16 protein-coding genes are annotated in these 18,113 nt (G+C 65.2%); 7 read left to right on the top strand and 9 right to left on the bottom strand.

Features of this window, described 5'->3' with window-relative positions; translation table 11 throughout:
- The first annotated feature begins 92 nt into the window (after positions 1-92).
- Positions 93-914, top strand: coding sequence for a lipid-binding SYLF domain-containing protein (locus AC56LR_RS07455; protein ID WP_497129139.1), 822 nt, complete (start codon positions 93-95; stop codon positions 912-914).
- A 163-nt stretch (positions 915-1,077) separates the two neighbouring features.
- Here AC56LR_RS07455 and AC56LR_RS07450 read toward each other — a convergent pair whose 3' ends face one another.
- Together AC56LR_RS07450 and uvrA are read right to left on the bottom strand one after the other, a co-directional pair.
- Positions 1,078-1,326, bottom strand: a complete 249-nt coding sequence (locus tag AC56LR_RS07450; protein ID WP_497129336.1) for a hypothetical protein — start codon at positions 1,324-1,326, stop codon at positions 1,078-1,080.
- A gap of 296 nt (positions 1,327-1,622) precedes the next feature.
- On the bottom strand, positions 1,623-4,490 hold the full coding sequence (uvrA, locus tag AC56LR_RS07445) for an excinuclease ABC subunit UvrA (protein ID WP_497129137.1): 2,868 nt from the start codon (positions 4,488-4,490) through the stop codon (positions 1,623-1,625).
- A gap of 466 nt (positions 4,491-4,956) precedes the next feature.
- Between uvrA and ssb the strand changes: the two genes are divergently transcribed.
- Both ssb and AC56LR_RS07435 read left to right on the top strand, forming a co-directional pair.
- Positions 4,957-5,463: a single-stranded DNA-binding protein gene (ssb, locus tag AC56LR_RS07440; RefSeq protein ID WP_497129135.1), complete on the top strand. Its 507-nt coding sequence runs from the start codon at positions 4,957-4,959 to the stop codon at positions 5,461-5,463.
- Positions 5,464-6,094: 631 nt separating this feature from the next.
- On the top strand, positions 6,095-6,223 hold the full coding sequence (locus AC56LR_RS07435) for a hypothetical protein (RefSeq protein WP_497129133.1): 129 nt from the start codon (positions 6,095-6,097) through the stop codon (positions 6,221-6,223).
- A gap of 45 nt (positions 6,224-6,268) precedes the next feature.
- Here the strand turns inward: AC56LR_RS07435 and mnhG are convergent, their stop codons facing one another.
- The 6 genes from mnhG to AC56LR_RS07405 are packed head-to-tail and all read right to left on the bottom strand — an operon-like array spanning position 6,269 to position 12,311.
- A complete protein-coding gene (gene mnhG, locus AC56LR_RS07430; RefSeq protein ID WP_497129130.1) occupies positions 6,269-6,652 on the bottom strand; it encodes a monovalent cation/H(+) antiporter subunit G in 384 nt (127 codons plus the stop codon).
- Positions 6,649-6,927: a K+/H+ antiporter subunit F gene (locus tag AC56LR_RS07425; protein WP_497129127.1), complete on the bottom strand. Its 279-nt coding sequence runs from the start codon at positions 6,925-6,927 to the stop codon at positions 6,649-6,651. The genes mnhG and AC56LR_RS07425 overlap by 4 nt, the downstream gene beginning before the upstream one ends.
- Positions 6,911-7,429 carry a Na+/H+ antiporter subunit E gene (locus AC56LR_RS07420; protein ID WP_497129125.1) on the bottom strand — a complete coding sequence of 173 codons (519 nt, stop codon included), beginning with the start codon at positions 7,427-7,429 and terminating at the stop codon, positions 6,911-6,913. Before AC56LR_RS07420 ends, AC56LR_RS07425 begins: the two co-directional genes overlap by 17 nt.
- Positions 7,426-9,051 (bottom strand): monovalent cation/H+ antiporter subunit D, encoded by a 1,626-nt coding sequence (locus AC56LR_RS07415; protein WP_497129123.1) that lies wholly within the window; start codon positions 9,049-9,051, stop codon positions 7,426-7,428. Before AC56LR_RS07415 ends, AC56LR_RS07420 begins: the two co-directional genes overlap by 4 nt.
- Positions 9,048-9,392 carry a Na+/H+ antiporter subunit C gene (locus AC56LR_RS07410; RefSeq protein WP_497129121.1) on the bottom strand — a complete coding sequence of 115 codons (345 nt, stop codon included), beginning with the start codon at positions 9,390-9,392 and terminating at the stop codon, positions 9,048-9,050. Before AC56LR_RS07410 ends, AC56LR_RS07415 begins: the two co-directional genes overlap by 4 nt.
- The gene (locus AC56LR_RS07405) at positions 9,393-12,311 is read right to left on the bottom strand and encodes a monovalent cation/H+ antiporter subunit A (RefSeq protein WP_497129119.1); all 2,919 of its coding nucleotides are present in this window, start codon (positions 12,309-12,311) and stop codon (positions 9,393-9,395) included. It lies immediately after the preceding gene.
- Between the two features lie 133 nt (positions 12,312-12,444).
- On the opposite strand from AC56LR_RS07405, the gene AC56LR_RS07400 reads away from it, so the two are divergent.
- The 3 genes from AC56LR_RS07400 to nudC all read left to right on the top strand — a co-directional run bounded on the left by AC56LR_RS07400 (position 12,445) and on the right by nudC (position 16,505).
- On the top strand, positions 12,445-14,208 hold the full coding sequence (locus AC56LR_RS07400; RefSeq protein WP_497129117.1) for an ABC transporter ATP-binding protein: 1,764 nt from the start codon (positions 12,445-12,447) through the stop codon (positions 14,206-14,208).
- A 236-nt stretch (positions 14,209-14,444) separates the two neighbouring features.
- Positions 14,445-15,599: an MFS transporter gene (locus AC56LR_RS07395; RefSeq protein ID WP_497129115.1), complete on the top strand. Its 1,155-nt coding sequence runs from the start codon at positions 14,445-14,447 to the stop codon at positions 15,597-15,599.
- 84 nt (positions 15,600-15,683) lie between these two features.
- Positions 15,684-16,505, top strand: a complete 822-nt coding sequence (gene nudC / locus AC56LR_RS07390; RefSeq protein ID WP_497129114.1) for an NAD(+) diphosphatase — start codon at positions 15,684-15,686, stop codon at positions 16,503-16,505.
- On the opposite strand, the gene AC56LR_RS07385 is transcribed toward nudC, so the two are convergent.
- Positions 16,502-17,371, bottom strand: coding sequence for a hypothetical protein (locus tag AC56LR_RS07385; RefSeq protein WP_497129112.1), 870 nt, complete (start codon positions 17,369-17,371; stop codon positions 16,502-16,504). The two genes, nudC and AC56LR_RS07385, sit on opposite strands and share 4 nt — an antisense overlap.
- 146 nt (positions 17,372-17,517) lie before the next feature.
- Between AC56LR_RS07385 and folE the strand changes: the two genes are divergently transcribed.
- Complete coding sequence (gene folE / locus AC56LR_RS07380; RefSeq protein WP_497129110.1) at positions 17,518-18,084, top strand: GTP cyclohydrolase I FolE; 567 nt, start codon at positions 17,518-17,520, stop codon at positions 18,082-18,084.
- Positions 18,085-18,113 lie beyond the last annotated feature (29 nt).

Here is an 18,113-nt window from a genome sequence, read left to right as displayed (position 1 = left end):
CTGCAGTCGTTTTCCCGCGCTCAAACTGGCGCTCCTCCTCCAAAGCGGGGTTTAGGCTTGGCTTTCCAAGGCCATTCAAGGAGGGACCGATCATGAATTCGACCATGAAGCGAATCATCGCGGCATCGATTGCCGCGCTGTTGACGGGAACGACCGCGGCTGCCCTTGCCCAGGTCGGGCCGGCACGGGAAGCCGCCACTCCGGGCACCGAGCGCCACAAAAAAGAAATGAAAAAGGCGACCGAACACGTCAACAAGGCCGTGCAGGTCGTGCAACAGATGCAGGCGACGCTCGAGATGCGCGCGCTGCTGCAGCGCGCGAAAGGCGTGTTCGTCGTGCCCGATTACGGCGGTGCGGCGCTCGGCATCGGCGCACGCGGCGGCGCGGGAGTGCTGCTGGTACGCAGCGGCGATACCTGGAGCAGTCCGGCCTTCTACAACATGGGCGGCATCAGCGCCGGCCTGCAGGCGGGCGTGGAAGCCGGCGCGATTGCCTTCGTGCTCAACGACCAGAAGGCCCTCGACAGCTTCATGAAAAATAACAAGTTCTCCCTGGGCGCCGACGCCGGCCTGACGGTGGCCGACTGGTCCAGGCGCGGCGAAGGCTCGGCCGGCTGGGGCAACATCACCGCCTGGGCCGACACCGAAGGCCTGTTCGGCGGCGTGGCCCTGAACGTCACCGACATCGACTACGACGAAGACGAGACCTCGGCCTATTACCGGCGCCAGGTGGCCGCACGCGAGGTCCTGGGCGGGAAGGTCCGCAATCCGCAGGCCGATACCTTGCGCCAGGCCCTGGCCAACATCTCCAGCGGCAGCGCTGCCTCGAGCATGGGGGGCAGCGGGGCCAAGGGCACGACTTCCTCGGGTAAGGGCAAGACCGAGGCGGAGAAGGAGCGGGAGCGCAGCCGCTAGGGTCTACCTGACTCAAGCCAGTGATGGGTGGTGGGTTTCCGTAGGGTGGTCGGCTTGGCCGACCGCGCGTTCAGCCACAGCGTGCGTCGCCACAGTGCATGCCCGGGTCGAACGCGCGCGCGGCAGAGCTCCCGCCCTGCGAATAAGCGGATCGCTGCGCTGCTCAGCTCCACCCCATCAGGCAGGGCGGTATCAGCAGCAGCAAGGCCATCACCAGGTAAATCAGCTGCAGCGGGATCATCCACTTGGCCCAGGTCAGCCAGGGGATGCGCGCCAGCGCCAGCACGCCGACCGTGATGCCCGACGTTGGAATCATCGGTGTGGACAGTTTGCCGAGCTGGAAGGCCAGGATCGCGGTCTGGAGCGTCACGCCCACCAGGTCGGCCAGCGGCGCCATGATCGGCATCGTCAGCGCGGCCTGGTGGATCAGGATGGATGTGCGGCCGGAGAGGATGCGGCAGCCGTTGTATACCGTGGAATAGGGAAGGGCTGAACGATCAAAAAAAGGGGCAGCGCCTTACTGCGTTGCCCCTTTTTTCATTCTCACCACCAGCCCTTAAACCGTCGTACGCGCCACTGGCGCCTACGACTTCCGGCGCAGGCAGGAACCCAATTTTACGCCAACCGCGAACGTTTGAAGCAGCAGGTACGCAACAAACTTGGGTCCCGGCCTGCGCCGGGACGACGGTCTGGAGGATAGCGATTACCTCAAACGGTATCGGTCGCCTTCACCTTCAACAACGGCTTCAAGTACTTGCCCGTCGCACTAGCCTTGTTCTTCGCCACATCCTCCGGCGTGCCGCTTGCGACGATCAAGCCACCCCCGGCGCCGCCTTCCGGCCCCAGGTCGACCACCCAGTCCGCCGTCTTGATGACGTCCAGGTTGTGCTCGATGATGGCGAGCGTATTGCCCTGGTCGCGCAGGCGGTGAATCACTTTCAGCAGCAAATCGATGTCGGCGAAGTGCAGGCCGGTGGTTGGTTCATCGAGGATGTACAGGGTGCGCCCGGTATCGCGCTTGGACAGTTCCAGCGACAGCTTAACGCGCTGCGCCTCGCCGCCCGAGAGCGTGGTGGCGCTCTGGCCCAGCTTGATGTAGCCGAGGCCAACATCCAATAAGGTCTGCAGCTTGCGCGCGATCACCGGCACCGGCTTGAAGAATTCGTGTGCGTCTTCGACCGTCATGTCCAGCACTTCGGTGATGCTCTTGCCCTTGTAGTGCACCTCGAGCGTCTCGCGGTTGTAGCGCTTGCCGTGGCAAACGTCGCACGGCACGTACACGTCCGGCAGGAAGTGCATCTCGACCTTGATCACGCCATCGCCCTGGCAGGCTTCGCAGCGGCCGCCCTTGACGTTGAACGAGAAGCGGCCCGCCGAATAACCACGTTCTTTCGCGGTCGGCACGGTCGCGAACAAATCGCGGATCGGCGTGAACAGGCCGGTATAGGTGGCCGGGTTCGAGCGCGGAGTGCGGCCGATCGGCGCCTGGTCGACCGAGATCACCTTGTCGAAATGCTCCAGGCCGTGGATCGATTCATGCTCGGCCGGCTCGGTCTGCGAACCATACAGGTGGCGCGACAGCGCCGGGTAGAGCGTGTCGTTGATCAGGGTCGACTTGCCCGAGCCCGAGACGCCGCTGATGCAGGTCATCAGGCCGACCGGCAAGGTGAGCGTCACGTTTTTCAGGTTGTTGCCCTTGGCGCCGGTGATCACCAGCTGGCGCGCCGGGTCCATCTTGGTGCGCTTCTTCGGCACGGCGATCTTGCGGCGGCCGTCCAGGTACTGGGCGGTGATCGAGTGCTCGTTCTTCATGATCTGCTCGAGCGTGCCTTCGGCGATGATCTGGCCGCCGTGCACGCCCGCGCCCGGACCCATGTCGACGATGTAGTCGGCGGTGCGGATCGCGTCTTCGTCGTGCTCGACCACCAGCACGCTGTTGCCGATGTCGCGCAGATGCTTCAGGGTGCCGATCAGGCGGTCGTTGTCGCGCTGGTGCAGGCCGATCGACGGCTCGTCGAGCACATACATCACGCCGGTCAGGCCCGAACCGATCTGCGAGGCCAGGCGGATGCGCTGGGCTTCGCCGCCGGAGAGCGTATCGGCGCTGCGGTCGAGCGACAGGTAATCGAGGCCGACGTTGTTCAGGAATTTCAGGCGCGCGATGATTTCCTTGATCACGCGCTCGGCGATTTCCTTCTTGGCGCCGACCAGTTCGAGCGTCTCGAAGAAGGCCAGCGTATCGCGCAGCGGCTTGTCGGACACTTCATAGATCGCACGCTGCTGCGCGCCCTGGCCGATCTTCACGAAACGCGCTTCGGTGCGCAGGCGCGCGCCTTCGCAGGACGGACACTTCTTCTCGTTGATGAACTTGGCCAGTTCTTCCTTGACCGCCATCGAATCGGTCTCGCGGTAGCGCCGCTGCAGGTTGTTGACCACACCCTCGAACGTATGCTCGCGGATCACGGTGCGGCCACGCTCGTTGACATAGCTGAACGGGATCGAGGTCTTGCCCGAGCCGAACAGCACCGCGTCCTGCGCGGTCGAGGGCAGGGTGTCGAAGGGCTTGTCGAGGTCGAAGTCGTAGTGCGATGCCAGGTTCTGCAGCATCTGGTAATAGAACTGGTTGCGGCGGTCCCAGCCCTTGACGGCGCCGGAGGCCAGCGACAGGTGCGGGAAGGCCACGATGCGCTTGGGGTCGAAGAATTCGATGTGGCCCAGGCCGTCGCATTCCTGGCAGGCGCCCATCGGATTATTGAACGAGAACAGGCGCGGTTCCAGCTCCTGCAGCGAGTAGCCGCAGACATTACAGGCGAACTTGTTCGAGAAGACGGTCTCAATCCCGGTATCCATTTCGTAGGCCACGGCGCGGCCATCGGCCAGGCGCAGCGCGGTCTCGAAGCTTTCGGCCAGGCGCTGCTTGATTTCCGAATTGACCTTCACGCGGTCGATGACGACGTCGATGGTGTGCTTTTCGGTTTTCTTGAGCTTGGGCAGCTCGTCGATCTCGTAGATCTTGGCCGGATTGACGCCGCTGGCGACGCGGAAGCGCACGAAGCCCTGGGCCTGCATCGCCTGGAACAGGTCGGTATGCTCGCCCTTGCGGTTGGCCACGGTCGGGGCCAGGATCATCAGCTTGGTGCCTTCGGGCATGCTCAGCACGGCATCGACCATCTGCGAGACGGTCTGGGCCGCCAGCGGCTCCTGCGGGTGCTGCGGGCAGTAAGGCGTGCCGACGCGCGCGTACAGCAGGCGCAAATAGTCGTGGATCTCGGTGACGGTGCCGACGGTCGAACGCGGATTGTGCGAGGTCGCTTTCTGCTCGATCGAGATCGCCGGCGACAGGCCTTCGATCAGGTCGACGTCCGGCTTTTCCATCAACTGCAGGAACTGGCGCGCGTAGGCCGACAGCGACTCGACATAGCGGCGCTGGCCTTCTGCGTACAAGGTGTCGAAGGCAAGCGAGGACTTGCCCGAACCGGACAGGCCGGTAATGACGATCAGCTTGTTGCGCGGCAGGTTGAGATTGATGTTCTTCAGGTTGTGCGTGCGTGCACCGCGGATACGAATTTCTTCCATTAGGTTTTTGGAGGCTTTCAATAAGTTTGCGGGGCCGGCACACGAGAAACTGTCGCGGTGAGCGGGCCAATCAGGGGAACCCATTAGTGTAGCGCGTTTTCCCAAGTGCTGTACATGCATCCAGCACTTTTGTGCCACCAGGACACGTTTACATGCCATCCTGGAAAGGCAGGGCTTGTGGGGACATTCGTATGTGGGCCGTTTCCCCTGCCATTCAATGACAAAGCGTTCAGCATCCTAAAATAATTTTCCGATGCAGGACGCATGGCTGGTTGGTTGGCTTTTTTGGCAAGGATGCGACGCTTTGTGCTGCCGGGAGCGCGCCGTCCGGCGCTTGCCCGCAGCGCGAAAATGGACGTTGAGTTAGACGCCCAACGGCCTCATAATAGTTGCCTGCTACACCCCGTTCCCTGACGCTTAGAAGCACGCAGAGTCAGGGCTCTACAAAATTGATTGGAGTAAGAACATGGCATCAGTTAACAAGGTCATCATCGTCGGCAACCTCGGCCGCGACCCGGAAATCCGCTACATGCCGAGTGGCGACGCGATCGCCAACATCGCAGTGGCCACCTCGTACAAGTCGAAAGACAAGAACACCGGCGAGCAGAAAGAGCTGACCGAGTGGCACCGTATTTCCTTCTTCGGCCGCCTGGCTGAAATCGTCGGCCAGTACCTGAAAAAGGGCTCGTCGGTCTACGTCGAAGGCCGCCTGCAGACCCGCAAGTACACCGACAAGGACGGCATCGAGCGCTACGCGACCGACATCATCGCCGAGAACATGCAGATGCTGGGCGGTCGCCAGGGCATGGGCGGTGACAACATGGGCGGTGGCATGGATGACGGCGGCGGCTACGAGCCGCAGCAACAGCAACAGCGTCCGGCCCCACGCCAGGCGCCTCCGGCGCCGGCAGCACGTCCGCAGCCGAAACCGGCTCCGAACTTCTCGGACATGGATGACGACATCCCGTTCTAAACCGGGCATCACAGCAAGACAGTGAATCTGGCGGAACCCTCGTGGTTCCGCTTTTTTTCGCCGGATGGTCTGCCCCGAGCAGCTTCCCCGTATCGGCCCCCTTTCGAACCACCGCGTATGCGCCGCGCATAGCAGTCTCTTTTAAGAGAATGTTATCGCTTGTATAGGCAGGATAGTTCTTTTCAGAAATAGTTTCCCCGGGCTACCATTTCGGCCTATTTCGTCCTTACGCAAGAGCCGTCACGGCTGATGCACCATAAAAATGCTTAGTCAGTGGGATTCGGTGCAGGACTCCAGCGCCTATGACTTCACCAAGAACGCCAAGACCCTGAGCGTGACCTGGGACGTGCTGTTCTAAGCAGCGCCAGCCGAGGGCCACTGTGAACCCCCCCCCCAAGTCCCTGACTTGCGGTAATGCCGTTCAGTTAGCATAAAAATGTAGGGTGGCCGGCTTCGCCGGCCGCGCGTTCACATCACCGATGCGCTGTGGCAGATCACATCGGAGCTGGACGCGCGGCCGGGAAACCCGGCCACCCTACGTTTAACTGAACGGCGTTACTGACTTGCGGGGGTTTTTTATTCGTGCACGGTTGAAAAGACCGCAGGGATCGATGCGACCCGGAAGCTGGCGGTGGCGCTGCTGGAAGCCTTCGATCGCCGCTGGAGCACTGCCAACCTGCATGACAAGATCATGGCCGTCAACGACAAGGTGAAAGCCCTGCCGGGTAACGCCTTGACAGACGCGCTGAAACAAAGCTGAGCCTTCGCCGGTGGCTGATGTGGGGAGCCCGCACCGGTGATCGGCTTATTTGCCGTCCACCCCGTCGGCAATGCTGTACACATCGCCCGCCGTCGCCCCGGCGTCAATCCTGCGGGCGCGCAGGTCGCGATACACCGCCGCCCGCATGATCGTCATCGCCACCACCGGCGCCGTCATGACCAGGAAGACCGAGATGATGATCTCGTGGATCACCAGGCGCGACTGCGCCACCGTGAAATAGACCATCGACGCCAGCAGCAGGCAGCCGGCGCCCAGCGTTACGGTGATGGCCGGTCCGTGGATGCGCTGGTAGAAGGTGCGCAGGCGCAGCAGACCGAGCGCGCCGATCAGGATGATGGTCGCGCCCAGCACCAGCAGCAGCGACACCAAGAGCGCCGCCCACCCGGGAAGATGCTCGATGCCGTTCATTCGATGATCTCCCCGCGCATCAGGAACTTCGCCATCGCGACCGTCGACACGAAGCCCACCAGCGCGATCAGGATCGCCACCTCGAAATAGGCCTGGGTGCCGAAGCGGATGCCCAGCACGATGGCCAGCAGCATACCGCACATCCAGAGCGTGTCCAGCGCCAGCACGCGGTCGTGGGCCGAGGGGCCGATCAGCAGGCGCACCGCGCACAAGGCCATCGCCGCCAGCACGCACACCATGGCGTAGCCGATCGCATATTCAAGCAGGGTTTCCATTGCCGTTCTCCGTTTTGAAAATGTCGATCAAGGGCCGCTCGTAGCGGGTCTTGATGGTGTCGATCCACCAGAGCTCGTCGTGCAGGTCGAACACATGCAGGGCCAGCTCGTGCCGCTCGGGGAAGATCTCGACCCAGACCGTGCCGGGCGTCATGTTGATGAGGCAGGACAGCATGGCCAGGCCGTAGGGATCGCGCATGGTCAAGGGCACGCGGATGAATTGCGAATTCACGCTGCGATGATCCCTGAACAGGATGATGTGGCAGACGTTGAAGCAGGAGCGGACGATCTCCACCAGCGCAAATCCCATCAGACGGATGAACGTGCGTGGCGCGCGCAGGCGCGGATAGCCGAGCGGCTGCAGGCGGCGCGCCAGCAGCGGCACGGCGATGCCGAGCAGGGCGCCGAACAGCAGGTTGGCCGCGTCGAACGACTGGTTCAGCAGCAGCCACAGCGCGCACAGCGCCAGCGATACGATGGGAAAAGGAATCCAGGGCGTCATGGCGCCTCCCCGGGGTGCGTTGGGCCGGGCACCGGCAACGTATGCAGCACGCGGTCGATGTAGAGGCCGGGGCGGTGGAGACTGCTGCTTGCGCGCGCCAGGTAATCGAACACGGGCTGGGCCTCTACCGTGAGCAGCACCGAGACGGTCAGGAGCGCCGCCACCGGCATGACTTCCGCCGTGTGCAGGCGCGGTGGGCCGACCGCGTCCGTGGCCCAGAAGGTGCGCACGCCGAAGCGCATCAAGGAGACGATGGCGACCAGGCCGGAGCTGAATACCAGCGCCATCAGGGTCCAGCCGGTGCCGGCGATCGCGGGCACGCCGGGCTCCGGATTGAGCAGGGCGTGGAACATGCCGAACTTGGCAACAAAACCCGACAGCGGCGGCAGGCCGGCAATCGTCAGCGCACAGGCCGCGAAGGCCAGCGACAGGAAGGCCATGGCGGCGGGCACGCCCTTGCCCTTCGGCTCGGCCGGGGTATCCTCGACCGCATAGGCTTCGGCCGTCAGCGCCAGCAGGGCCGCGGCCGGCGTGCGGATGCGCTCGACCAGTTCGATCAGGAGCACGAAGGCGGCCAGGGCGACGGTCGAAGCGAAGAAGTAGTACAGGCCGGCGGTCACGAGCGAGGCCTGGCCATAGCCGATCACGGCCAGCAGGGTGCCGGACGAGACGATCGCCGCATAGCCGGCCAGGCGCCCGGCGGTATCGGTGGCCAGCATGCCGGCCGTGCCGAACACGATGGTCGCCATGCCGCCCCACAGCAAGGCTGCGTAGCCGTAACGCGCCAACTCGCCCGCGCCTTCCGGGAAGGCCAGCAGCCAGATCCGCAGCACGACATAGGCCCCGACCTTGGTCATCAGGACCAGCATGGCCGCCACCGGCGGCGAGGCGGCCGAATACGTGGTGGGCAGCCAGAAGCCCAGCGGCCACATGGCGCCCTTGGCCAGGAAGGCCAGCGCCAGCACCGCGATGCCCACCTTGAGCAAGCCGGCATCGCCCACGGCCAGCGCGCCGATGCGTCCCGCCATGTCGGCCATGTTCAGGGTGCCGGTAGTGGCATAGACCAGCGCGACGCCGACCAGGAAGAACAGGGCGGCGACCAGATTCACCGCGATGTACTGCAGGCTGGCGCGCAGGCGTTCCACGTTATACCCATGCAGCACCAGGCCATACGAGGCGGCCAGCATCACCTCGAAGAACACGAACAGGTTGAACAGGTCGTGGGTGAGGAAGGCGCCGTTGATCCCCATGAGCAGGAACTGGAACAGCGAATGGAAATGCACGCCGATGCGGCTCCAGCGCGGCTGGGCGTAATGCAGGGCGCTGAGTGCCACCACCGCGGTGAGCACCAGCATGGCGGCAGATAAACGGTCGGCGACCAGCGCGATGCCGAAGGGCGCGGCCCAGTTGGCGGCGAAATAGACGCCGATGCCGTCCCGCCAGCTGCCGTCGGCCAGCGCGCCCAGGGCCAGGGCATTGGCCAGCAGGCCCACCGCCGACGCATACGACAGCGCGAACTTCAGCCGGTGCCGGCCCTGCTTGATCGCGGCGAGCAGCGCGCCGCACAGCAGCGGCAGCAGGACCGGGACGATCACCAGGTGGGCGCTCCAGTCAAGACTCATGCTGCGGGCTCCTCGCCGTCGACGTGGTCGGTGCCGGTCAGGCCGCGCGCGCCGATCATGACGACCAGGTAGAGTGCGGTGGTGGCGAAGCCGATGACGATCGCGGTGAGCACCAGCGCCTGCGGCACCGGGTCGGCCAGCGCCGCGGGATCAGGCAGCGTGCCTTTGGGCGTGAGCGGCGGCCGGTCCACATTCAAGCGTCCCATGGCGAAGATGAACAGGTTGACGGCATAGGACATCAGCATCAGCCCGATCAGCACCTGGAAGCTGCGCGGGCGCAGGATCAGCCAGATGCCCGCGCCGAACACGATGCCGATGCCGAGGGCGAGGACGGTTTCCATCTAGCGGATCTCCTTGGTGGGCGGGATCGCCGCCAGCGCGGCGCTGCGGCTCATCCTCGCACCGGGCGGCATGCGGCGGCTGCGCAGCGACTGGTGGGCCAGCGCCACCAGGATCAGCATGGTGGTGCCGACCACCACGAAGAACACCCCGAGGTCGAACACGAAGGCCGAGGGCAGATGCAATTCGCCCAGCAGCGGCAGCACCACGTGGGCCGTGTGGCTGGTCAGGAAGGGGTAGCCGAACAGCCAGGCGCCCAGGCCGGTGGCGCAGGCGCACACCAGGCCCCAGCCGATCCATTGGTGCGGGCGCAGGCGCAGTTGCGATTCGACCCAATCGGTGCCCGCCACCATGTACTGCACGATGAGGGCGGTGGCGAAGATCAGGCCGGCGACGAAGCCGCCGCCCGGCAGGTTATGGCCGCGCATGAAGAAGTACACAGCGATCACGCCCATCACCGGCAGCAGGAAGCGCAGGTAGACCGCCTGGATCATCAAATAGCCTTCGCGCGCCTGCTGCGCGGGCTTCTGGCCGATGGCCGGGTCGACGTTGCTGGCCTGCTGCAGCGGGATGGCGATGCTCTCGAGCGCCGGACGGAAGCGCCGCAGCAGCGCATACACCGTTAGCGCCACCGCCGACAGCACGGTGATTTCGCCCAGCGTGTCGAAGCCGCGGAAGTCCACCAGCAGCACGTTGACCACATTCGCGCCGCCGCCTTCCGGCAGCGCGCGCAGCACGAAGAAGTCGCGGATGCTCGGCACGCTCGCTTGCTTGAGCACCGCATAGCTCACGGCCGCCATCGCCAGCCCGCCGGCCACCGCCACGAAGGCGTCGCGCCCGCGGCGCAGGCGGGTAGAGCGCGGCGCCTCTCCGGCCAGGTGGGCCGGCTGGACGCGCGGCGGCAGCCAGCGCAGCCCGAGCAGGATCAGCACCGTGGTGACGGTTTCGACCATCAGCTGGGTCAGGGCCAGGTCGGGCGCCGACAGCCACAGGAAGGTAATGGCGGTGGCCAGGCCGGTGGCGCCGACCAGCGCCAGCGCCGCCAGCCGGTGGTATTTCGCTTTCCAGGCTGCGGCCAGCGCGCAGCCGGCGCCGATCAGCCAGAGCAGCGCGAACAGCGGGTCGGCCTTGTCGAAGGTCGGCATCGGCCAGGGTCCCAGTGGTTGCGCCAGCAGCAGCGGCACCGCCACGAAGGCGCTCATCAGCACCAGCAGCTGCGGCTGCAGCCGGCGCGTGCCGGCCACGCGGATCAGCCAGGCCGCGCCCTGCGACAGCCCGAGCAGGCTGCTTTCATACAGCTGCGCGCCCTTCAGGCGGTGCAGCAGCGGCACCCGGTCGCGCTGGGCCAGCTCGAAACGGTAGCGCAGCAGCAGGTAGCACAGCACCCCGCCGCCCAGCGCCACGAGGCTCATGAGCAGGGGCAGGTTGACGCCATGCCAGATCGCCAGGTCGTAGGCCGGCATGGTGGGACCGAGCACCGAGCCGGCGGCCACCGCCAGCACGTCGCCCACGACGCGCTCGGGCATCACGCCCACCGCAATGCACAGCAGCACCAGGCATTCGATCGGCACCCGCATCCAGCGCGCCGGCTCGTGCGGCTCGCTTGGCAGGTCGCGCGCCAGCGGCCCGAAGAACACGCTGATGAAGCGCAGCGAATACACGACGCTGAACAGGCCCATGAGCACGGCCACCACCGACATCCACCAGTTCTCGGTGCCGCCCACGATCATGGTCTCGGCAAAGAACATCTCCTTCGACAGGAAACCGTTCATCAGGGGCACCCCGGCCATTGCGGCGCTGGCGGTAATCGCCAGGGCCGCCGTATGCGGCATGGCGCGCCGCAGGCCGCGCAGCATGCGCATGTCGCGCGTGCCCGATTCGTGGTCGACGATGCCCACTGCCATGAACAGCGAGGCCTTGAACACGGCGTGGTTCATGGTATGGAAGATAGCGGCCACCACCGACAGCGGCGTGCCGATGCTCAGCAAGACCGTGATCAGGCCCAGGTGGCTGATCGTGGAATAGGCCAGCAGGCCCTTCATGTCGTGCTGGAAGATCGCGAAGAAGGAGCCCAGCAGCAGGGTGCAGACGCCGGCCGTGCCCAGGATCCAGAACCACTCCTCGGTGCCCGCCAGGGCCGGCCACAGGCGGATCAGGAGGAAGACGCCGGCCTTGACCATGGTGGCCGAGTGCAGGTAGGCGGACACCGGCGTGGGCGCGGCCATCGCGTGCGGCAGCCAGAAATGGAAGGGGAATTGCGCGCTCTTGGTCAGGGCGCCCAGCAGCACCAGTACCAGCGCCGGCACATACCAGTCATGGGCCCGGATCTGGTTGCCCGCGCCCAGCACCGTCTGCAGCTCGTAGCTGCCGGCGATATGCCCGAGCAGCAGCACGCCGGCCAGCAGGCACAGGCCGCCGATGGTGGTGACGGTGAAGGCCATGCGCGCGCCGCGCCGTGCATCGTTGCGCTCCTGCCAGTAGCCGATGAGGAGGAAAGACGTGACGCTGGTCAGCTCCCAGAACACCACCAGCTGGATCAGGTTCCCCGACAAGACCACCCCGAGCATCGCGCCCATGAAGGCCATGATGTAGGCGTAGAAGCGCGGCACCGGGTCGCGCCGCGACATGTAGTAGCGCGCGTACAGCAGCACCAGCAGGCCGATGCCCAGCACCATGATGCTGAATACCCAGGCCAGGCCGTCCATGCGCAGGACGATGTCGAGCCCGAAGGATGGCAGCCAGGCGAAGCGCGCCAAAGGCACTTCGCCGGCGGCGATGCTCCCGAATCGGGAGATGGCCAGCAGCAGGGCGGCCAGGGTGGCGATGCCGGCTACCGCAGCGGGACGGTCGCGCGAGTCGCCCGGCATGCAGGCGGCAACCAGGGCCGCGCCAAAGGGAAGCAGGAGCAGCAGGAGGAGCATCGGCCCGGGCCCTAGTGTGTGGCAAATACATCTACTTTACTGTTTTTGCATGGATTGCGGCAACGCGTTACGCCAGCCGCAGCGCGCGGCGGGCCGTGCGCGCTCCCTGTGGAGGGATTGGTACGATGCCAACATGCACATTCTCTGGAGTTATCTTCGCCCCCACTGGCGCCTTGCCGGGCTGGCGCTGCTGTTGGCCGGCATCTCGCAGGTGCTGAGCCTGGTCGACCCTATCATCTTCGGCAAGATCATCGACGAGTACGCCCTCAATCCCGCCGCCAAAACGGACGAGCAGCTGGTCCGGGGCGTGCTGCGCCTGCTGGGCATCGCCGTCGTCGTGGCGCTGCTGTCGCGCCTGGCCAAGGCGGTGCAGGAATACGTGACGCGGCTGGTGGTGCAAAAACTGGGCGTGGCGATCTTCAACGACGGCCTGCGCCACGTGCTGCGCCTGAAATACCAGGAATTCGAAGACCTGCGCAGCGGCGAGACCCTGTCGCTGCTGCAGAAGGTGCGCGCCGACAGCGAGCGCTTCATCAATACCTTCATCAATACCGTGTTCGCCTCCCTGGTCGGGGTGTCGTTCCTGATCTGGTATGCGGTGAACAAGCACTGGCTGCTGGTGCCGGTCTTTTTGGTGGGCGTGCTGGTGCTGGGCGGCCTGACGGGCATGCTCAGCCGCGAGATCAAGACCCAGCAGCGCTCGATCGTGCGCGAGACCAACCGCAACTCCGGCTTCATCACGGAGTCGCTGCGTAACATCGAGCTGATCAAGAGCCTGGGCCTGACCTTCACCGAGATCCGCAGGCTCAAGGCGCAGACCGACAGCATCTTCGCGCTCGAGATGGAGAAGGTCAAACGCATCCGCCTGCTCTCGTTCTTACAGGGCAGCACCCTGAGCCTGCTGAAACTGGCGATCCTGTTTGCGCTGCTGTGGCTGATCTTCCGCGACGTGCTCTCTCCGGGTGAACTGATCGCCATGCAGTTCATCTCGGTGGCGATCTTCGCGCCCTTGCAGGAACTGGGCAACATCATCCTGGCGCACCGCGAGGTCGAAGCCTCGCTGCTGAATTTCCGCGTGCTGATGGACAAGCCGATCGAGCGCCGGCCGGAAGAATTCGTCGAGATCGGGCCGCTCGAGCAGATCCGCTTTGCCGACGTCGGCTTTCGCCACAAGGGCGCGCAGGAAGATTCGCTGGTGGACATCTCGTTTTCCGCCGCGCTGGGCCAGACCGTGGCTTTTGTGGGGCCTTCGGGCTCGGGCAAGTCGACCCTGGTGAAACTGCTGGTCGGGCTGTACACGCCGGCGCGCGGCAAGGTGTTCTACAACGAGATCTCGACCGAAGACCTGCGCTACAACGAGGCGCGGCGCCAGATCGGTTTCGTCACCCAGGAGACCAACCTGTTCGCCGGGACGCTGCGCGAGAACCTGCAGTTCGTGAAGCCCGACGCGACCGATGCCCAGATCGTGCGCGCGATGGAGCAGGCCTCGTGCGCGAACCTGCTGCTCAAATCCCCGGAGGGTCTGGACACCGTCATCGGCGAGCGCGGCATGAAGCTCTCGGGCGGCGAAAAGCAGCGCCTGTCGATCGCCCGCGCCCTGGTGCGCGAGCCGCGGCTCTTGATTTTTGATGAGGCGACGTCGGCGCTCGATTCGCTCACCGAAGAGCAGATCACCAATACCGTGCGCCGGATCTCGGCGCGGGCCAGCCAGATCACCATCCTGATCGCGCACCGGCTCTCGACCATCATGCATGCGGAGTCGATCTTCGTGCTGGAGAAGGGGCGGGTGGTCGAAACCGGCTCGCACGACGAACTGGTGGCGCAGAAGGGCTTGTACTACGCGATGTGGCGCCAGCAGATCGGCGAGCGGCCCATGCCGCCGGTAGAGGACGAGTAGCACCGATCGCCACGGCTGTCGTTCCTGCAACTGCTTCAGGTGGCAAACGCTTGTCTTCTTTGCGTCAACGCACAACAACGTCTTTTATAAATTTTCCCGTGCGGCAAGCAAAAAATTTTGCCACTCGGTAAAATTGCCGCATGTCAGCTTTGACGCGCCAACCTCTGCGGTTGGCGTTTGCATTTCAAGGCCTGTTGCAAGTTCTTCATTCCTCCCAAAATTCGACAATTCATTCGATGCACTCACCTGTTTCCGTCCGGCGTACTTCTTCTTTCGCGCAAACCCAGCAATACGCACTGCCGACCCTGTTCGCGCTGTTCGGCCTGATCATGGGCTCGTGGGCCGGCCGCATTCCGGCGCTCGCCGAGCGGGTCCAGGTGTCGCATTCGGCGCTGTCGATGGTGCTGCTGTGCGGCGGCCTGGGCGCGGTGCTGTCCTATCCGGTCTCGTCCTTCCTGATGGGCCGCTTCGGCGCGCGCAAGTCGCTGCTCGTGTCGGGCATGGCCCTGCTCGCGGTGCTGGTGTCGATCGGCATGGCGCCGACCGTGCCGCGCCTGATGCTGGCGGTCCTGATGCTGGGCATTACCGCCAGCACCTTCGACGTCGCCATCAACTCGGCCGCGACCCGGCGTGAAAAGCAGACCGGCAAGTCGGAACTGTCGATGTTGCACGGTATCGGCTGCGCCGGCGGCCTGGCCGGCGCCACCCTCGGCAGCCTGATGGCCAGCATGAAGATCGCCCCGGCGACCCATTTCCTGATGCTGGCCGGTCCCCTGGCCGTGGTGCTGTGGTTCGCCTTCGGCATGATGCCGTTCGAGGACAGCGTCGAGAAGGTGGAGAAGAAGTCGCTCTCGTTGCCGCGCGGCCCGCTGGCGCTGCTGGGCCTGCTCGGCTTCCTGGGCTCGATGTCCGAAGGCAGCATCGCCGACTGGAGCGGCGTGTTCCTCAAGGAGCATTTCGGCGCCTCGGACGGCCTGGCGCCGCTGGCCCTGTCGGCCTTTTCGGTCATGATGCTGCTCTCGCGCCTGGTCGGCGACAAGCTCAAGGTCCGCTTCGGCGCCCAGCGCCTGGTGAGCACTGGCGCGCTGGTCTCGGCCGCCGGCCTGTTCTTCGCCGTGGTGGCGCCGAACGCCTATGTCGCCCTGGGCGGTTTCGCGGTCGCGGGCCTGGGCCTGTCGCTGCTCTTCCCCTTCGTGTTCAGCGCCGCCGGCGCGCAAGGCCCGATGGCCCTGGCGGCGGTGGCCAGCATGGCCTATAGCGGCAGCCTGATGGGCCCGCCGGTGATCGGCGCCGTCGCGCATTTTGTGGGCATGCAGGCCGCCATCGGCTATGTCGGCGGTCTGTCGGTGATCATCGCCCTGGTGGCCAGCAGCACCAGGCTGCTCAAGTAATCCTTCCCGCGGCTTAAGGCAGGCCCGGGAGCAGGGCCGGGATTGGCGGTATCATCGGGCTATCGACCTGCCCGGATACCGACCATGCTCCAGACGCCCGCTTCCTTTACGCCCCTGTTCGCCCCGCGCCCCGACCCGGCGCCCCTGAGCTTCCTGTTCCACGGCGGGCGCCTGCTGGTGCGCGAAAGCGACCTGTCGCTGCCCGATGGCGCGCTGCTGGACTCCCTCGACGTCGACCGTACCCGCCTGCAGCCGCTCGGCCTGTATGGCGAGCGCTATTGCGAGACCGGCTGGTTCGACAGCGAGCCAAGCCCGCCACCGGGCTTTGCCTTCCGCGGCCTGCGCTCGCTGTTCGCTGACATGAACGAGGAGCTGGTGGGCCTGGCCGCACGCGCCGCCCAGGTGGCCGAATGGGCGCGCACCCACCGCTACTGCGGCGCCTGCGGCAAGGGCACCGAGATCGCGGCCGGCGAGCGCTGCTTCAAGTGCGTCGCCTGCGGCCACATGGCCTATCCGCGCATCTCGCCGGCGATGATGGTCCTGATCCGCAAGGGCGACAGCGTGCTGTTGGCGATGCACCTGGCCTCGCCGACCAAGCGCTTCGTGCCGCTGGCCGGTTTTCTCGAGGCGGGCGAATCGGTGGAAGAAGCGATCCACCGCGAGGTGTTCGAGGAGGTGGGGCTGCGGGTGCAGAACCTGCAGTATTTCGCCAGCCAGTCCTGGCCTTTCCCGCATTCGCTGATGCTGGCCTTCACGGCCGATTACCTCGATGGCGAGATCCGCGTCGACGCCACCGAGATCGCGGAAGCGCGCTGGTTCGGGCCGAACGACGAATGGCCCGAAAGGGTGCCGCACATGTCGGTGTCGAGCGTACTGGTGGACTCGCACCGCCCGCCACACCGCTAGGGCTGGACGGCTGCGCTTTCCGGCGCGGTACGCGCGGCCTGTGCCTGCGGCTTGGCGCCGGTGCTGCGCAGCTGCACGGCGCGCTGCAGCAGGTCGAACCAGAACGGCGCGCCGAACAGCGTGGTGCCGGCGGTGATCAGCCATCCGGCCACTTGCAGCGCAAATGCCGAGTTGAGCGTGGGCGGGAACGTGGTCCAGCCGATCGGCAGGGCCCACATCTGGCGCAGCGCTTCGGGGTCGAGTCCGGCCGGGGCGGCCTTGATCTGGGCGGCCAGGGCCGGGTTCTGCCACAGTGTCTGGAACAGGTGGATGCTGTCGATGTTGAGCATGATGCTCAAGAGCATGGCGAGCAGGAAGGAAATCAAGAGCTGGCGCCGCTTGTAGACGCCGGACAGGCGCTCCATCGCGCTGTTGAACCAGCCGGCGATGCCTTCCTGGAAGCGCGCCAGGTCGCCGCCCGACTGGCGCAGCAGCGCCAGCAGCACGCGCCGCACCTGCTCGTCGGGCAGGGCTTCGATCGCCGCCTGCAGCGGGATGGCCGGGCTGGTGCGCAGCGAGTCGAGCAGGGCAATCGCGAAATGCGCGGGTTCGATGTAGGATGGTCCGGGGCGCGCTAGCCGGACCGACAATGGGCGCCGGGCATTCGAGCTGCCATGCGGATTGACCAGCGGGTGGTCGTACAGGCTCTGCGCCAGCGCCTCGCAGCGCGGGTCGTCAAGCATGCGCTTGATGGCGGCGAGCAGCATGTTGGCGCGCAGGCTGAAGGCCGCCGCCATGGCTTCCTGCAATGTACTGACAACCAGTGCCAGCGTGCCGTAGCAAAACGTCAGGCCGATGGCGACTTCAAGGACAGTGCTGCCGAACATGGTCTTCTCCGAAGGCTGGAACCACTGTCCACGCTACGCCGGCCGTGGCGCGGGTACATTAAGCTTGCTCAAGAAACTGGCAGCACCCGGACCTCCAGGCGCATTTTCTATATACTTGCGGCAATTCGAATTTCGTAGGGTTCACCATGTCCGACAAAGAAGCTTTCACCGAACACGACTGGCGCCGCCTGCTCACCAGCCTGGGCGAAAATCCGGATCGTCCGGGCCTGCACGAAACGCCGGCCCGCGTGGCGAAGGCATGGAAACACTGGACTTCGGGCTATGACCAGGATCCGATCGAAGTGCTCAAGGCTTTCGAGGATGGCGCTGAGGAATACAACGAGCTCATCGTCGTGCGCAATATCCCGGTGTACAGCCATTGCGAGCACCACCTGGCGCCCTTCTTCGGCAAGGCCACCGTCGGCTACCTGCCGAACGGGAAGATCGTCGGCCTGTCCAAGCTCACCCGCCTGGTGGATATTTTCTCCAAGCGCCTGCAGGTGCAGGAACGCCTGACAATCCAGATCGCCAATGCGCTGATGGAAGTGCTGGAACCGAAGGCGGTCGGCGTGGTCATCAAATGCCGCCACCTGTGCATGGAAAGCCGCGGCATCCGCGCCATCGGCGAAGAAACCATTACTTCGGCCATGCTGGGCGAATTGCAGCCGAATCTCGGGCTGCGGACTGAGTTTTTGGCCCTCGCGCGCGACTAGATTCTCCCCGTCCCGGCGGCTTGACGGCC

The organism is Telluria sp. ZT3P39 (assembly GCF_059685935.1).
The sequence above is the reverse complement of the archived record's forward strand: the minus strand, read 5'-3'. Positions and strand labels throughout refer to the sequence as shown.

Coding starts and splice junctions, on each gene's coding strand:
- nudC (WP_497129114.1), top strand. CDS start 15,684: ATGCTCCAGACGCCCGCTTCCTTTACGCCCCTGTTCGCCCCGCGCCCC.
- AC56LR_RS07455 (WP_497129139.1), top strand. CDS start 93: ATGAATTCGACCATGAAGCGAATCATCGCGGCATCGATTGCCGCGCTG.
- AC56LR_RS07400 (WP_497129117.1), top strand. CDS start 12,445: ATGCACATTCTCTGGAGTTATCTTCGCCCCCACTGGCGCCTTGCCGGG.
- AC56LR_RS07410 (WP_497129121.1), bottom strand. CDS start 9,392: ATGGAAACCGTCCTCGCCCTCGGCATCGGCATCGTGTTCGGCGCGGGC.
- AC56LR_RS07405 (WP_497129119.1), bottom strand. CDS start 12,311: ATGCTCCTCCTGCTGCTCCTGCTTCCCTTTGGCGCGGCCCTGGTTGCC.
- AC56LR_RS07415 (WP_497129123.1), bottom strand. CDS start 9,051: ATGAGTCTTGACTGGAGCGCCCACCTGGTGATCGTCCCGGTCCTGCTG.
- uvrA (WP_497129137.1), bottom strand. CDS start 4,490: ATGGAAGAAATTCGTATCCGCGGTGCACGCACGCACAACCTGAAGAAC.
- folE (WP_497129110.1), top strand. CDS start 17,518: ATGTCCGACAAAGAAGCTTTCACCGAACACGACTGGCGCCGCCTGCTC.
- AC56LR_RS07395 (WP_497129115.1), top strand. CDS start 14,445: ATGCACTCACCTGTTTCCGTCCGGCGTACTTCTTCTTTCGCGCAAACC.
- AC56LR_RS07425 (WP_497129127.1), bottom strand. CDS start 6,927: ATGGAAACCCTGCTTGAATATGCGATCGGCTACGCCATGGTGTGCGTG.
- mnhG (WP_497129130.1), bottom strand. CDS start 6,652: ATGAACGGCATCGAGCATCTTCCCGGGTGGGCGGCGCTCTTGGTGTCG.
- ssb (WP_497129135.1), top strand. CDS start 4,957: ATGGCATCAGTTAACAAGGTCATCATCGTCGGCAACCTCGGCCGCGAC.
- AC56LR_RS07385 (WP_497129112.1), bottom strand. CDS start 17,371: ATGTTCGGCAGCACTGTCCTTGAAGTCGCCATCGGCCTGACGTTTTGC.
- AC56LR_RS07420 (WP_497129125.1), bottom strand. CDS start 7,429: ATGACGCCCTGGATTCCTTTTCCCATCGTATCGCTGGCGCTGTGCGCG.